The organism is Streptomyces sp. NPDC088400 (assembly GCF_044753355.1).
Taxonomy (GTDB): domain Bacteria; phylum Actinomycetota; class Actinomycetes; order Streptomycetales; family Streptomycetaceae; genus Streptomyces.
The window spans coordinates 96,037-110,880 of record NZ_JBIVMZ010000006.1 but is presented as its reverse complement, the minus strand read 5'-3'; the positions used below and the strand labels follow the sequence as shown (position 1 = coordinate 110,880).

14 protein-coding genes are annotated in these 14,844 nt (G+C 70.7%); 13 read left to right on the top strand and 1 reads right to left on the bottom strand.

Annotated features, from left to right (window positions below):
- Nucleotides 1–29 precede the first annotated feature (29 nt).
- The 7 genes from ACIQD6_RS16930 to nusB all read left to right on the top strand — a co-directional run bounded on the left by ACIQD6_RS16930 (nucleotide 30) and on the right by nusB (nucleotide 5,708).
- On the top strand, nucleotides 30–590 hold the full coding sequence (locus ACIQD6_RS16930; protein WP_401883142.1) for a shikimate kinase: 561 nt from the start codon (nucleotides 30–32) through the stop codon (nucleotides 588–590).
- On the top strand, nucleotides 587–1,681 hold the full coding sequence (gene aroB / locus ACIQD6_RS16925; protein ID WP_401883139.1) for a 3-dehydroquinate synthase: 1,095 nt from the start codon (nucleotides 587–589) through the stop codon (nucleotides 1,679–1,681). The genes ACIQD6_RS16930 and aroB overlap by 4 nt, the downstream gene beginning before the upstream one ends.
- Nucleotides 1,678–2,118 (top strand): type II 3-dehydroquinate dehydratase, encoded by a 441-nt coding sequence (aroQ, locus tag ACIQD6_RS16920; protein ID WP_401883138.1) that lies wholly within the window; start codon nucleotides 1,678–1,680, stop codon nucleotides 2,116–2,118. The genes aroB and aroQ overlap by 4 nt, the downstream gene beginning before the upstream one ends.
- A gap of 316 nt (nucleotides 2,119–2,434) precedes the next feature.
- Complete coding sequence (locus ACIQD6_RS16915) at nucleotides 2,435–3,415, top strand: AAA family ATPase (protein ID WP_401883784.1); 981 nt, start codon at nucleotides 2,435–2,437, stop codon at nucleotides 3,413–3,415.
- A gap of 118 nt (nucleotides 3,416–3,533) precedes the next feature.
- Nucleotides 3,534–4,640, top strand: a complete 1,107-nt coding sequence (locus ACIQD6_RS16910; protein WP_401883135.1) for a M24 family metallopeptidase — start codon at nucleotides 3,534–3,536, stop codon at nucleotides 4,638–4,640.
- A gap of 70 nt (nucleotides 4,641–4,710) precedes the next feature.
- Complete coding sequence (efp, locus tag ACIQD6_RS16905; protein ID WP_384189986.1) at nucleotides 4,711–5,277, top strand: elongation factor P; 567 nt, start codon at nucleotides 4,711–4,713, stop codon at nucleotides 5,275–5,277.
- Between the two features lie 2 nt (nucleotides 5,278–5,279).
- On the top strand, nucleotides 5,280–5,708 hold the full coding sequence (gene nusB, locus ACIQD6_RS16900) for a transcription antitermination factor NusB (protein WP_401883132.1): 429 nt from the start codon (nucleotides 5,280–5,282) through the stop codon (nucleotides 5,706–5,708).
- 238 nt (nucleotides 5,709–5,946) lie between these two features.
- Here nusB and bldD read toward each other — a convergent pair whose 3' ends face one another.
- Nucleotides 5,947–6,447 (bottom strand): transcriptional regulator BldD, encoded by a 501-nt coding sequence (gene bldD, locus ACIQD6_RS16895; protein WP_401883130.1) that lies wholly within the window; start codon nucleotides 6,445–6,447, stop codon nucleotides 5,947–5,949.
- Between the two features lie 288 nt (nucleotides 6,448–6,735).
- Between bldD and pyrR the strand changes: the two genes are divergently transcribed.
- The 6 genes from pyrR to carB all read left to right on the top strand — a co-directional run bounded on the left by pyrR (nucleotide 6,736) and on the right by carB (nucleotide 14,803).
- A complete protein-coding gene (pyrR, locus tag ACIQD6_RS16890) occupies nucleotides 6,736–7,341 on the top strand; it encodes a bifunctional pyr operon transcriptional regulator/uracil phosphoribosyltransferase PyrR (protein ID WP_401883128.1) in 606 nt (201 codons plus the stop codon).
- 87 nt (nucleotides 7,342–7,428) lie between these two features.
- A complete protein-coding gene (locus tag ACIQD6_RS16885; RefSeq protein WP_401883126.1) occupies nucleotides 7,429–8,484 on the top strand; it encodes an aspartate carbamoyltransferase catalytic subunit in 1,056 nt (351 codons plus the stop codon).
- A 2-nt stretch (nucleotides 8,485–8,486) separates the two neighbouring features.
- Entirely contained in the window at nucleotides 8,487–9,773 is a 1,287-nt protein-coding gene (locus tag ACIQD6_RS16880) for a dihydroorotase (protein WP_401883124.1), read from the top strand.
- A complete protein-coding gene (locus tag ACIQD6_RS16875) occupies nucleotides 9,770–10,348 on the top strand; it encodes a hypothetical protein (protein ID WP_401883123.1) in 579 nt (192 codons plus the stop codon). The genes ACIQD6_RS16880 and ACIQD6_RS16875 overlap by 4 nt, the downstream gene beginning before the upstream one ends.
- The gene (carA, locus tag ACIQD6_RS16870) at nucleotides 10,345–11,490 is read left to right on the top strand and encodes a glutamine-hydrolyzing carbamoyl-phosphate synthase small subunit (RefSeq protein WP_401883120.1); all 1,146 of its coding nucleotides are present in this window, start codon (nucleotides 10,345–10,347) and stop codon (nucleotides 11,488–11,490) included. The genes ACIQD6_RS16875 and carA overlap by 4 nt, the downstream gene beginning before the upstream one ends.
- Complete coding sequence (carB, locus tag ACIQD6_RS16865; protein WP_401883117.1) at nucleotides 11,483–14,803, top strand: carbamoyl-phosphate synthase large subunit; 3,321 nt, start codon at nucleotides 11,483–11,485, stop codon at nucleotides 14,801–14,803. Before carA ends, carB begins: the two co-directional genes overlap by 8 nt.
- Nucleotides 14,804–14,844 lie beyond the last annotated feature (41 nt).

The window sequence follows — 14,844 nt, the reverse complement described above, 5'->3', positions numbered from 1 at the left end:
GGGCCGATTCCGACGGACGGGCGGACGCTGTGAACGGACCCGTCGTCGTACTGATCGGCCCGATGGGCGTCGGCAAGACCACCGTGGGCGAGTTGCTCGCCGAGCGTCTCGGCACGGGCTTCCGCGACAGCGACGCCGATATCGTCGCCGCCCAGTCCAAGCCGATCGCGGACATCTTCGTGGACGAGGGCGAGCCGCACTTCCGCGCGCTGGAGCGGGAAGCGGTACGGGTGGCGGTCGCCGAGCATCCCGGCGTCCTGGCACTCGGCGGTGGCGCCGTCCTGGACGAGTCCACCCGCGAGCTGCTCACCGGGCTGCCCGTCGTGTTCCTGACCATGGAGGTCGGCGAGGCGGTCAGGCGTGTCGGGCTGAACACCGCCCGCCCGCTGCTGGCGGTCAACCCCCGCCAGCAGTGGAAGCTGCTGATGGAGGCCCGGCGCCATCACTACACGGATGTGGCCCGGGTGGTCGTCACGACCGACGACCGCACCCCGGAGCAGGTCGCCGAGGCCGTCCTCGACGCGCTGGGGCTGAAGCACGTCCCGGGTGCGGAACCCGAAGAAAATCCCGGCAAGGAGAACCTCGCATGACGGACCAGGCAGTCACCCGTATCCAGGTCGGCGGCACGGCCGGACACGACCCGTACGAGGTGCTGGTCGGCCGGCAGCTGCTGGGGGAGCTGCCCGCTCTCATCGGCCCGCAGGCCCGGCGCGTCGCCGTCGTACACCCGGAGGCCCTCGCCGGCACGGGTGAGGCGCTGCGCCAGGACCTCGCGGACCAGGGGTACGAGGCCGTGGTGATCCAGGTGCCCAACGCGGAGGAGGCCAAGACCGCCGAGGTCGCGGCCTACTGCTGGAAGGCGCTCGGCCAGACCGGTTTCACCCGCACCGACGTGATCATCGGGGTCGGCGGCGGAGCAACCACCGACCTGGCCGGATTCGTCGCGGCGAGCTGGCTGCGCGGAGTGCGCTGGATCGCCCTGCCGACGACCGTGCTCGCCATGGTCGACGCGGCGGTGGGCGGCAAGACGGGCATCAACACGGCCGAGGGCAAGAACCTCGTCGGCGCCTTCCACCCGCCCGCCGGGGTGCTCTGCGACCTCGCGGCGCTGGACTCGCTGGGTGTCCATGACTACGTCAGCGGTATGGCCGAGGTCATCAAGGCCGGGTTCATCGCGGACCCGGTCATCCTGGAACTGGTCGAGGCCGACCCCGAGGGCGCCCGTACGCCCTCCGGTCCGCACACCGCCGAGCTGATCGAGCGCTCCATCCGGGTCAAGGCCGAGGTCGTCTCCAACGACCTCAAGGAGTCCGGTCTGCGCGAGATCCTGAACTACGGCCACACCCTCGCGCACGCCATCGAGAAGAACGAGCGCTACAAGTGGCGGCACGGCGCGGCCGTCTCCGTCGGCATGGTCTTCGCCGCCGAACTGGGCCGTCTCGCCGGGCGACTTGACGACGCGACCGCCGACCGGCACCGTGCCGTCCTGGAGTCGGTCGGGCTGCCGTTGACCTACCGCGGCGACCAGTGGCCCAAGTTGCTGGAGACCATGAAGGTCGACAAGAAGTCGCGCGGCAACCTGCTGCGCTTCATCGTGCTGGACGGGCTCGCCAAGCCGACCGTGCTGGAGGGCCCCGACCCGGCCGTACTGCTCGCCGCGTACGGGGAGGTGTCGGCGTGACCCGACGGGTCTTCGTCCTCAACGGGCCCAATCTGGGCCGGCTGGGCTCGCGTGAGCCGGACGTCTACGGCGCGACCTCGTACGCCGGTCTGGTGGACGCCTGCCGGACGATCGGCAAGGAGCTCGGCTTCGACGTCGACGTACGCGAGACGAACGACGAGGGGGAGCTGATCCGCTGGCTCCACGAGGCCGCGGACAGTTCGATTCCGGTCGTTCTCAACCCGGGCGCGTTCACGCACTACTCGTACGGGATGCGGGACGCGGCGGCGCAGCGCACGGCGCCGCTGATCGAGGTGCACATCTCGAATCCGTACGCACGCGAGGAGTTCCGGCACACTTCGGTGGTCGCGGCCGTCGCCAGCGGCACGGTCGCGGGCTTCGGAATCGGTTCGTACCGGCTGGCACTGCGTGCCCTCGCGGAGGAACTGACTGGCTGACCGGGCACGCTGAGAGGTCCCCGGCCGTTCCCACTGTGGCGGCCGGGGGCGGTACCGTTCGGTAATGCGCGGCCCGGGTCGTGTCGCCGCGGGGGCATCGTCAGCGTGACGTCCCTTGCGACGACCGGCACTTGGGGCCGCGGACCAGCGTCAGTCGCACGAGACGGAGTGGCACCGGATGCAGCACGCAGTGGGGGCTCCGTTGCCGCCTTCCCAGGGATCCGGGCACGGGTCCGGCGGGTGGGCGCCACAGGGATCGCCGTCCGGCCCGCAGGGAGGCCCGGGGTCTCTTCAGGGACAAGGGCAGTCGGCCCCGATCTGGACCGGATCGTATCCGGCGCAAGGCCGGCATCCCGGACAAGGACCTGGTCACGGGCCCCAACACGGGCCTGCCCAGGGGCATTCGCAGGGGCCCGGTCCCGGGTCTCATCCGGCCCCTGGACCGCACCAGCCCTCTGGGCCGCCGCAGCACCAGCCTTCCGGGCCGCCTCCGTACCGGTCTCCAGGACCGTCTCAGCACCAGCCGCCGGGTTCGCACCAGCCTCCTCCCGGGCCGCACCCGGTGCCGCATCCCGCCGCCGGGCCGCCTCACCCGGGGTCCGCGCCCCGGCACGCGCCCGTGCCGCCGCCGGGGCCGCCGTCCGGGCCGCCGCCCGGGGATTCCACCGGGCACATCCAACTGCCGCCCGGCGGCCCGGTTCCCATACCCGCCCCGCCTCCTGCCGAAGGGGGCACCGGCGCGGCGACGCTCGCCGTCCTGCTGATCGGCCCGGCGGGCGCCGGGAAGACGACCGTGGCCCGCCACTGGGCGCAGAGCCGGTGTGTGCCCACCGCGCACATCAGTCTGGACGACGTCCGCGAATGGGTCTGCTCCGGGTTCGCGGACCCGCAGACCGGGTGGAACGAACACTCCGAGGCCCAGTACCGGCTGGCCCGCCGCACCTGTGGCTTCTCCGCGCGGAACTTCCTGGCCAACGGCATCTCCTGCATCCTGGACGACGCCGTCTTCCCCGACCGCCCGGTCGTCGGGCTCGGCGGCTGGAAGCGCCATGTCGGCCCCGGCCTGCTGCCGGTCGTGCTGCTGCCGGGGCTGGAGATCGTGCTGGAGCGCAACGCCGAGCGCAGCGGCAACCGCCGGCTCTCCGACGAGGAAGTGGCCAGTATCCACGGCCGGATGGCCGGCTGGTACGGCTCGGGGCTGCCGATTATCGACAATTCCAAGTACGACGTGGAGACCACCGCCCGGGTGCTCGACGAGGTACTGGCCCGCGCCCTCGCGAGCCCGCCGAGCTGGTAATCACCGCCCGGCCGTTGTCCTGCGCGCCCCCTGGGCGCGCTGTTCGGCGGCCCGCGCGCACACCCCGGTCGGACGCGCTGAACCGGCCGGGTGACTCCGCCGCTCATACGATCGGTTCATGTCAGACGTGTATGCGGCCCGCCGCGCGAGGCTGCGCGACCGGTGCTCCGCGGCGGGCGATGCGGCGGCCCTGGTCTCCCGCCCCGCCAACGTCCGCTACCTCGCCGGAGGCGCTCCGCCCGGCGCCGTACTGCTGCTCGGTCCCGACGAGGACACGCTGCTCTGCCTCCGTACGCCCATGGGCGACACCGACGGCGAACGGCTCGACGAACAGCTGCGGGTGACCGTGCTGTCCAGTACCACGGGCGACCCCGCGGTCGCCGCCGCCGGTGTCCTCGCCCCGTCGGCCGCCGAGTCGCTCGCCGTCGAGGAGCACCATCTGACCGTCGCCCGGCACCGGGCCATCGGCTCGGTCGCGCCCCGGCTGCGTCTGCGGGACCTGGGGTGCGCCGTGGAGCAGCAGCGGATCGTCAAGGACGAGGAGGAGATCGGCTGTCTGCGGATCGCGGCCGAGATCGCCGACCAGGCGCTGGGCGAACTGCTGGAATCGATCCTGGTCGGCCGGACCGAACGGCATCTCGCGCTGGAGCTGGAACGCCGGCTCGTCGACCACGGCGCGGGCGGCCCCGCCTTCCCGACCGTCGTCGCCACCGGGCCCAACGCGGGACGCCGCGGGCACCAGCCGTCGGACCGGCGGGTCGAGGAAGGCGATTTCCTCTCCGTCGGTCTCGGTGCCGACTATCGCGGATACCGGTGTCTCATCGGCCGTACGTTCGTCATCGGGACCTCGCCGTCGGACTGGCAGATCGAGCTGTACGAACTGGTCTTCGCGGCACAACGGGCAGGTCGGGAGGCGCTCGTGCCGGGCGCCGGGTACCGCGACGTGGACCGCGCGACCCGGCAGCCGCTGGAGGCCGCGGGGTACGCCGAAGGGCTCGCACCCCGTACGGGACACGGTGTCGGACTCGAAATCGACGAGGACCCGCAGCTCGCCCCCGCGGCCATGGGTAAACTGGACGCTTGTGTGCCGGTCACCGTCGGACCGGGGGTCCACCTCCCGGGCCGGGGCGGTGTCCGGATCGATGACACGCTCGTCGTCCGCCCCGAGGCGGACGGCGGACCCGAGCTACTCACCATCACGACCAAGGAACTGCTCGCGCTCTAGATCCTGTCCCACAGGAATCGGCGCGTACCCTCGGTCGTCCACCAGCTTCAGTCCAGGAGATTCCGCAACCGTGGCTTCCACGAACGACCTCAAGAACGGCCTGGTGCTCAAGCTCGACGGGGGCCAGCTCTGGTCCGTCGTCGAGTTCCAGCACGTCAAGCCCGGCAAGGGCCCGGCCTTTGTGCGCACCAAGCTGAAGAACGTGCTCTCCGGCAAGGTGGTCGACAAGACCTTCAACGCCGGCGTGAAGGTCGAGACGGCCACCGTTGACCGCCGCGACATGCAGTTCTCGTACATGGACGGCGAGTACTACGTCTTCATGGACATGCAGACGTACGACCAGCTCATGGTCGACCGCAAGGCCGTCGGTGACGCCGCCAACTACCTGATCGAGGGCTTCACGGCCAGCGTCGCCACCCACGAGGGCGAGGTTCTCTACGTCGAGCTGCCCGCCGCCGTGGAGCTGGTCATCCAGCACACCGACCCGGGCGTCCAGGGCGACCGCTCGACCGGTGGCTCCAAGCCGGCCACGCTGGAGACCGGTTACGAGATCGGTGTCCCGCTCTTCATCACCACCGGTGAGAAGATCAAGGTCGACACCCGCTCCGGCGAGTACCTCGGCCGGGTGAACAGCTAACCGTGGCTGCCCGGAACAAGGCCCGCAAGCGCGCCTTCCAGATTCTCTTCGAGGCCGACCAGCGCGGGGCGTCCGTGCAGACGGTCCTCGCGGACTGGATAAGGCATGCCCGGTCCGACGACCGTCAGCCGCCTGTCGGTGAGTTCACCATGGAGCTGGTCGAGGGGTACGCGGAGTACGCGGACCGGATCGACGACCTCATCACCACCTACTCGGTGGGCTGGACGCTCGACCGCATGCCGGTCGTCGACCGGAACATCGTGCGGCTCGGCGCGTACGAGCTGGTGTGGGTGGACGAGACCCCGGACGCCGTGGTGATCGACGAGGCCGTTCAGCTCGCCAAGGAGTTCTCCACCGACGACTCCCCGTCCTTCGTGAACGGCATGCTCGGCCGGTTCAAGGACCTCAAGCCGAGTCTGCGCCGCGGCTGACATCCCAGGGGCCCGCAGTGGGCCCCTCAGGCTCCCGAGGCCCGGCTCCGGCCGACGCTCGGCTCGCCAGGCCCGAGGCAGAAGACGAATGGTCTTCTGCCTCGGGCCTGGCGCGTTCCGGCGCGTTCACCCAGCGCCGACGGCCTGGGGTGAACGCAGCGGAGGGTGAACCCGTGTGCGACGGGTCCACCCTCCGAGGTGACGTTTCTGCTTGGTCCTCTGTGCTGCCGGGCCCTGCTCAGCCCTCGTCGTGCGAGACCGCACGGCGGGCGTCCGCGTCCAGGACGCCCCAGCTGATCAGCTGTTCGGTCAGGACCGACGGCGACTGGTCGTAGATGACGGCCAGGGTGCGCAGGTCGTCCTGGCGGATCGACAGCACCTTGCCGTTGTAGTCGCCGCGCTGGCTCTGGATCGTCGCCGCATAACGCTGGAGGGGGCCCGCCTTCTCCTGCGGCACATGGGCCAGCCGCTCCAGGTCGAGGACGAGCTTCGGCGGCGGCTCGGCGGCTCCGCCGGGCGTCGTGCCGGGAAGGAGCTCCTGCACGGGGACCCCGTAGAAGTCCGCCAGCTCGGCGAGGCGCTGCACCGTGACCGCACGGTCGCCGCGCTCGTACGAACCGACCACCACGGCCTTCCAACGCCCTTGGGACTTCTCCTCCACGCCATGGAGCGAGAGGCCCTGCTGGGTGCGGATGGCGCGGAGTTTGGCCCCGAGCTGCTTTGCGTATTCGCTGGACATATAGCTCCCCGGACGAAGTCTGGTAACTCACTGTGAGGTTACGCAGCGTTACGTGGATGCGTCAAGCCGAGGGGGTCGGACCGTGGCCGGGACGGCTTCCCACAGCGCCTCCATACCGCCTCCATGCCGCCTCCGTACGGATGCCGCGGCCCCGCCGGGACCGCCGCCGTTCGGCCTTCCGGCAAGGGCGGTGGCAAGCGGTCCGGTGAGCCCCTGCTAGCCTGGGCGGCGTAATCTCGACGTCCTTTAAGATCCGTCCCGTGAGGCGGAGAAGGAGGTCCGTTTCGTATGGACACAGGTAACGCAGGCAGCCTCGACCGTTCGGCAGCCGGCTCCGACGCGGCACGCCCCGTTCTGGAGGCTCCCGACATCGCGCGGGTTCTGACCCGTATCGCGCACGAGATCGTCGAACGCGCCAAGGGCGCCGACGATGTGGTGCTGCTCGGCATTCCCACCCGCGGTGTCTTCCTGGCCCGCAGGCTGGCCGGGAAACTCGCGGACATCACCGGCCGCTCGATCCCGGTCGGCTCTCTCGACATCACCATGTACCGCGACGACCTGCGCCTGCGGCCCGCCCGCGCGCTGGCCCGTACCGACATCCCGGCCGACGGCGTCGACGGACGTCTCGTGGTCCTCGTGGACGACGTGCTCTTCTCCGGCCGTACGATCCGGGCCGCCCTCGACGCGCTCGGCGACATCGGCCGCCCGCGGGCCGTGCAGCTCGCCGTCCTGGTCGACCGGGGCCACCGCGAGCTGCCGATCCGCGCCGACTACGTCGGCAAGAACCTCCCCACGTCCCTGCGCGAGACGGTCAAGGTCCAGCTCGCCGAGGAGGACGGCCGGGACACCGTGCTGCTCGGCCTCCAGCAGCCCGCCGCGTCCGGCGAGCAGTAGCGAGCACGTCCGTACGCCACCGAGCCCGTACGGACACGTCTGCGCGCCCGCACGCCCGCACCCTCACCACACCGGAGCACTCTCCAGATGCTGCGCCTCCCGGGGGCAAGCCCCCGCACACCCGGCCACCTCATCTCCGCCGCCGATCTCAGCCGAGACGAGGCCGTGCTGATCCTCGACACCGCCGAGGAGATGGCGCGGGTCGCCGACCGGCCCATCAAGAAGCTGCCGACGCTGCGCGGCCGTACCGTCGTGAATCTCTTCTTCGAGGACTCGACCCGGACCCGGATCTCCTTCGAGGCCGCCGCCAAGCGGCTCTCGGCCGATGTCATCAACTTCTCCGCCAAGGGTTCGTCCGTCTCCAAGGGCGAGTCGCTCAAGGACACCGCGCTGACCCTGGAGGCGATGGGCGCCGACGCCGTCGTGATCCGGCACGGCGCCTCCGGAGCCCCCTACCGGCTCGCCACCTCCGGCTGGATCGACGGCGCCGTCGTCAACGCCGGTGACGGCACCCACGAACACCCCACCCAGGCCCTGCTCGACGCCTTCACGCTGCGGCGCCGCCTGGTCGGCGCGGACGCGGGCATCGGGCGCGGGCTCGACGGACGGCGCGTCACGATCGTCGGTGACGTACTGCACAGCCGGGTCGCCCGCTCCAACGTCCTGCTGTTGCACACGCTCGGGGCCCAGGTCACGCTGGTGGCCCCGCCCACGCTCGTGCCGATCGGAGTCGAGCGGTGGCCGTGCGAGGTCAGCTACGACCTGGACCGGGTACTGCCCACGTCCGACGCCGTGATGATGCTGCGGGTCCAGCGCGAGCGGATGAACGCCGCGTTCTTCCCGACCGAGCGCGAGTACTCCCGCCGCTACGGGCTGAACGGCGACCGTATGGGCCGGATGCCCGAGGACTCCGTCGTGATGCACCCCGGCCCGATGAACCGGGGCATGGAGATCACCGCCGACGTCGCCGACTCCGACCGCTGCACGGCCGTCGAGCAGGTCGCCAACGGCGTCTCGACCCGCATGGCCGTGCTCTATCTGCTGCTGGGCGGCAACGAGCCCGCCGTCACCGCCCCGCGTACCGAAACCGGCCGCACCGAAACCGCGCGCACCGAATCCGCCCGCACCGAGGAGAACAAGTAACCATGAGCAAGATCCTTATCCGGGGCGCGAAGGTGCTCGGCGGCGAGGTGCGGGACGTCCTGATCGACGGGGAGGTCATCGAGGCGGTGGGCACCGGCCTGGAGGCGGGTGACGCCACCGTCGTGGAGGCCGCCGGCCAGGTCCTGCTGCCCGGTCTCGTCGATCTGCACACCCATCTGCGCGAGCCCGGCCGCGAGGACTCCGAGACCGTCCTGACCGGCACCAAGGCCGCCGCAGTGGGTGGCTTCACCGCCGTCCACGCCATGGCCAACACCTTCCCGGTGGCCGACACCGCCGGTGTGGTCGAGCAGGTCTGGCGGCTCGGCCGCGAGTCCGGCTACTGCGACGTACAGCCCGTCGGCGCCGTCACCGTCGGCCTGGAGGGCAAGCACCTCGCCGAGCTGGGCGCCATGCACGACTCAGCCGCGAAGGTGCGCGTCTTCTCCGACGACGGCAAGTGCGTGGACGACGCGGTGATCATGCGCAGGGCGCTGGAGTACGTGAAGGCGTTCGACGGAGTCGTCGCCCAGCACGCCCAGGAGCCCCGGCTCACCGAGGGTGCCCAGATGAACGAGGGCATCGTCTCGGCCGAACTGGGTCTCGGCGGCTGGCCGGCCGTCGCCGAGGAGTCGATCATCGCCCGCGATGTCCTCCTCGCCGCCCACGTCGGCTCGCGCGTCCACATCTGCCACCTCTCCACAGCCGGTTCCGTCGAGCTCGTGCGCTGGGCGAAGTCCAAGGGCTGGAACGTTACTGCTGAGGTCACCCCGCACCACCTGCTGCTCACGGACGAACTCGTACGGTCGTACAACCCCGTCTACAAGGTGAACCCGCCGCTGCGCACCGAGGCCGATGTGATGGCCCTGCGCGAGGCCCTGGCCGACGGCACGATCGACTGTGTCGCCACCGACCACGCGCCGCACCCGCACGAGGACAAGGACTGCGAGTGGGCCGCGGCGGCCATGGGCATGGTCGGCCTGGAGACGGCGCTCTCGGTCGTCCAGGACACGATGGTCGACACCGGGCTGCTGGACTGGGCGGGCGTCGCCGACCGGATGTCGTTCCGTCCGGCGCGTATCGGCCGGCTCGACGGCCATGGCCGTCCCGTCTCGGCAGGCGAGCCCGCCAACCTGACCCTGGTCGATCCGGCATACCGTGGAGCCGTGGACCCCGCGGGCTTCGCCTCCCGCAGCCGTAACACCCCCTACGAGGGGCGTGAGCTGCCGGGACGCGTGACCCATACCTTCCTGCGGGGCCGTGCCACGGTCGTCGACGGGATTCTGGCGTGACAAGTGCGAAGCTCTACCTCCCCCTGGCCGCCGAGCAGAAATCGGCGGATGTGACCGACTGGGCCGCCCGGATCGGCTGGGTGGTCGGTCTGCTGCTGTTCATCGCGTTCGTGTACTGGCTGATGCGCCAGGGCTGGAAGTGGCGCGGCTCCCTCCAGTCCGGCCTGCCCGAGCTGCCGACCGCGCCCGAGGCGCCCGGCGAGGCCAGGCTGAGCTTGGCGGGCCGCTACCACGGCTCCACGACCGCCGGACAGTGGCTCGACCGCATCGTGGCCCATGGCCTGGGTGCCCGCAGTAAGGCGGAGCTGACGCTCACCGACGCGGGCCTGGAGGTCGTACGCCCCGGAGCGAACGACTTCTTCATCCCGGCCGCTCAGCTGCGCGAGGCCCGGCTCGACAAGGGCATCGCCGGCAAGGTCCTCGCCGAGGGCGGGCTGCTGATCGTCACCTGGCAGCACGGAGACACGCTGCTCGACTCCGGTTTCCGCTCCGACCGCCACGCCGAGCACACCGCCTGGGTCGGAGCCATCAACGACATGACCCCATTGACCACGACGGAAGGCCCCGCACGATGACCACCTCCACCCGGGGAACCGCCCAGCACAAGGCGTCTCCCGCCGTACTGGTCCTGGAGGACGGCCGCAGCTTCCGCGGCCGTGCCTACGGGGCCGTGGGGGAGACCTTCGGCGAGGCCGTGTTCTCCACCGGTATGAGCGGCTACCAGGAGACCCTCACCGACCCGTCGTACCACCGCCAGGTCGTCGTGATGACCGCTCCGCACATCGGCAACACCGGCGTCAACGACGAGGACGCCGAGTCGCATCGGATCTGGGTCTCCGGCTATGTCGTACGCGACCCCGCGCGTACGCCGTCCAACTGGCGCTCCCGGCGTTCGCTGGACGACGAGCTGTCCTCGCAGGGCGTCGTCGGCATCAGCGGCATCGACACCCGCGCGCTCACCCGCCATCTGCGCGAGCGTGGCGCGATGCGGGTCGGCATCTTCTCCGGCGATGCGGTCGCGGACGACGCCACGCTGCTGACACGTGTCAGGCAGGCCCCCGAGATGTCCGGCGCCGACCTGTCCGCCGAGGTCGCCACCGAGCAGGCGTACGTCGTCCCCGCGATCGGCCCGAAGCGCTTCACCGTCGCCGCGCTCGACCTGGGCATCAAGGGAATGACCCCGCACCGGATGGCCGAGCGCGGCATCGAGGTGCATGTCCTGCCCGCCACCGCCACCCTCGACGAGGTGTACGCGGCCGGGCCCGACGGAGTCTTCCTCTCCAACGGCCCCGGCGACCCGGCCACCGCCGACCTCACCGTCGTCAAGGGCGTGCTGGAGCGCGGCACCCCGCTCTTCGGCATCTGCTTCGGCAACCAGCTCGTGGGCCGGGCCCTCGGCTTCGGCACGTACAAGCTGAAGTACGGCCACCGGGGCATCAACCAGCCCGTGCAGGACCGTACGACCGGCAAGGTCGAGGTCACCGCGCACAACCACGGATTCGCCGTCGACGCCCCGCTCGACCGGATCTCCGACACCCCCTACGGCCGCGCCGAGGTCTCCCACGTCTGTCTCAACGACAACGTGGTGGAAGGGCTCAGGCTGCTCGACCGGCCGGTCTTCAGCGTCCAGTACCACCCCGAGGCGGCCGCGGGCCCGCACGACGCCGCGTACCTGTTCGACCGCTTCGTAGAGCTCATGGAGGCCCAGCGTGCCTAAGCGCACCGATATCCAGTCCGTCCTGGTCATCGGTTCAGGACCGATCGTCATCGGCCAGGCCGCTGAATTCGACTATTCCGGTACCCAGGCCTGCCGCGTCCTCAAGTCCGAGGGCCTGCGCGTCATCCTGGTCAACTCCAACCCCGCCACGATCATGACGGACCCGGAGATCGCCGACGCCACCTACGTCGAGCCGATCACCCCCGACTTCGTCGAGAAGATCATCGCCAAGGAGCGCCCCGACGCGCTGCTGCCCACCCTGGGCGGCCAGACCGCGCTCAACACCGCGATCTCGCTCCATGACGCGGGCACCCTCGACAAGTACGGCGTCGAACTGATCGGCGCCAATGTCGAGGCGATCAACAAGGGCGAGGACCGCGACCTCTTCAAGGAGGTCGTCCGGGCCGTCCACGCCAAGATCGGCCACGGCGAGTCCGCGCGCTCGGTCATCTGCCACTCGATGGACGACATCCTGGCCGGGGTCGAGACGCTCGGCGGCTACCCCGTCGTCGTCCGGCCCTCCTTCACCATGGGCGGCGCGGGCTCCGGCTTCGCGCACAACGAGGAGGACCTGCGCCGGATCGCCGGCCAGGGCCTGATGCTCTCCCCGACCACCGAGGTGCTCCTGGAGGAGTCCATCCTCGGCTGGAAGGAGTACGAGCTGGAGCTGATGCGCGACAAGCACGACAACGTCGTGGTCGTCTGCTCCATCGAGAACTTCGACCCGATGGGCGTGCACACCGGTGACTCGATCACCGTCGCTCCCTCGATGACGCTCACCGACCGCGAGTACCAGACCCTGCGGGACATCGGCATCGCCGTGATCCGCGAGGTCGGCGTCGACACCGGCGGCTGCAACATCCAGTTCGCCGTCAACCCCGACGACGGCCGGATCATCGTCATCGAGATGAACCCGCGGGTCTCCCGCTCCTCCGCGCTCGCCTCCAAGGCCACCGGCTTCCCGATCGCCAAGATCGCCGCCCGGCTCGCCGTCGGCTACACGCTGGACGAGATCCCCAACGACATCACCGAGAAGACACCGGCGTCCTTCGAGCCCACGCTCGACTACGTCGTGGTCAAGGTGCCGCGCTTCGCCTTCGAGAAGTTCCCGGCCGCCGACGCCAGCCTCACCACCACCATGAAGTCGGTGGGCGAGGCCATGGCCATCGGCCGCAACTTCACCGAGGCGCTCCAGAAGGCGCTGCGCTCGCTGGAGAAGGCGGGCAGCCAGTTCGACTTCACCGGCGAGGCGGGCGGTGCGGCCGAGAAGGACGCGCTGCTGGCGACCGCCGCTGTCCCCACCGACGGCCGGATCAACACCGTCATGCGGGCCATCCGGGCGGGGGCCACCCCTCAGGAGGTCTTCGACGCGACGAAGATCGACCCCTGGTTCGTCGACCAGCTGTTCCTGATCAAGGAGTACGCGGACGAGCTGGCCGGCGCCGCCGAGCTCTCGCCCGACCTGCTCGCCGAGGCCAAGCGGCACGGCTTCTCCGACGCCCAGATCGGCGGCATCCGGGGGCTGCGCGAGGACGTCGTCCGCGAGGTCAGGCACGCCCTGGGGATCCGCCCGGTCTACAAGACGGTCGACACCTGCGCCGCCGAGTTCGCGGCGAAGACGCCGTACTTCTACTCCTCGTACGACGAGGAGAGCGAGGTCGCGCCGCGCGAGAAGCCCGCCGTGATCATCCTCGGCTCGGGGCCCAACCGGATCGGCCAGGGCATCGAGTTCGACTACTCCTGCGTCCACGCCTCCTTCGCGCTCAGCGACGCCGGCTACGAGACCGTGATGGTCAACTGCAACCCGGAGACCGTCTCCACCGACTACGACACCTCCGACCGGCTCTACTTCGAGCCGCTCACCCTGGAGGACGTCCTGGAGATCGTGCACGCCGAGACCCTGGCGGGACCGATCGCGGGCGTCATCGTGCAGCTCGGCGGGCAGACCCCGCTGGGCCTCGCGCAGGCGCTCAAGGACAACGGCGTACCGGTCGTCGGCACGCCCCCCGAGGCGATCCACGCCGCCGAGGACCGCGGCGCCTTCGGCCGCGTCCTCGCCGAGGCCGGTCTGCCCGCGCCCAAGCACGGCACCGCCACCACCTTCGCCGAGGCCAAGGCCATCGCCGACGAGATCGGCTACCCGGTGCTCGTACGGCCGTCGTACGTCCTCGGCGGACGCGGTATGGAGATCGTCTACGACGAGGTCAGGCTCTCCGCGTACATCGCCGAGTCCACCGAGATCAGCCCCAGCCGGCCGGTCCTGGTGGACCGTTTCCTCGACGACGCGATCGAGATCGACGTGGACGCGCTCTACGACGGTACGGAGCTGTACCTGGGCGGCGTCATGGAGCACATCGAGGAGGCCGGTATCCACTCCGGCGACTCGGCGTGCGCCCTGCCCCCCATCACGCTGGGCGGCTTCGACATCAAGCGGCTGCGCGCCTCGACCGAGGCGATCGCCAAGGGCGTCGGGGTCCGCGGCCTGATCAACATCCAGTTCGCGATGGCCGGGGACATCCTGTACGTCCTGGAGGCCAACCCCCGCGCCTCCCGTACGGTCCCCTTCACCTCCAAGGCGACCGCCGTACCGCTCGCCAAGGCCGCGGCCCGGATCTCCCTGGGCGCCACCGTCGCCGAACTGCGGGCCGAGGGCCTGCTGCCCGCCCGGGGCGACGGCGGCACCCTGCCGCTCGACGCGCCGATCTCCGTCAAGGAGGCCGTGATGCCGTGGTCGCGCTTCCGCGACATCCACGGCCGCGGGGTGGACACCGTCCTCGGCCCGGAGATGCGCTCCACCGGTGAGGTCATGGGCATCGACTCGGCCTTCGGCACGGCGTACGCCAAATCGCAGGCCGGGGCGTACGGCCCGCTGCCCACCAAGGGCCGCGCCTTCATCTCGGTGGCCAACCGTGACAAGCGTTCGATGATCTTCCCGGCGCGCGAGCTGGTCGCCCACGGCTTCGAGCTGTTCGCCACCTCCGGCACCGCCGAGGTCCTCAAGCGCAACGGCATCAACGCCACGCACGTACGGAAGAACAGCGAGGGCGAGGGCCCGAACGGCGAGAAGACCATCGTCCAGCTGATCCATGACGGCGGGGTCGACCTGATCGTCAACACTCCGTACGGCACCGGCGGCCGCCTCGACGGCTACGACATCCGTACGGCGGCCGTGGCGCGCGGCGTCCCGTGCCTGACGACGGTCCAGGCGCTGGCCGCCGCCGTCCAGGGCATCGACGCCCTCAACCACGGCGAGGTCGGGGTCCGTTCCCTCCAGGAACACGCGGAACATCTGACCGCGGCCCGCGAGGACTGAGCAGCCGAAGCCCGAAGGGGGACACCGAGACCGGTGTCCCC

What these genes read in the sequence shown, in the direction of transcription:
- aroB (WP_401883139.1), top strand. Translation starts at nt 587, where the DNA reads ATGACGGACCAGGCAGTCACCCGTATCCAGGTCGGCGGCACGGCCGGA.
- ACIQD6_RS16910 (WP_401883135.1), top strand. Translation starts at nt 3,534, where the DNA reads ATGTCAGACGTGTATGCGGCCCGCCGCGCGAGGCTGCGCGACCGGTGC.
- bldD (WP_401883130.1), bottom strand. Translation starts at nt 6,447, where the DNA reads ATGTCCAGCGAATACGCAAAGCAGCTCGGGGCCAAACTCCGCGCCATC.
- pyrR (WP_401883128.1), top strand. Translation starts at nt 6,736, where the DNA reads ATGGACACAGGTAACGCAGGCAGCCTCGACCGTTCGGCAGCCGGCTCC.
- ACIQD6_RS16885 (WP_401883126.1), top strand. Translation starts at nt 7,429, where the DNA reads ATGCTGCGCCTCCCGGGGGCAAGCCCCCGCACACCCGGCCACCTCATC.
- ACIQD6_RS16880 (WP_401883124.1), top strand. Translation starts at nt 8,487, where the DNA reads ATGAGCAAGATCCTTATCCGGGGCGCGAAGGTGCTCGGCGGCGAGGTG.
- carA (WP_401883120.1), top strand. Translation starts at nt 10,345, where the DNA reads ATGACCACCTCCACCCGGGGAACCGCCCAGCACAAGGCGTCTCCCGCC.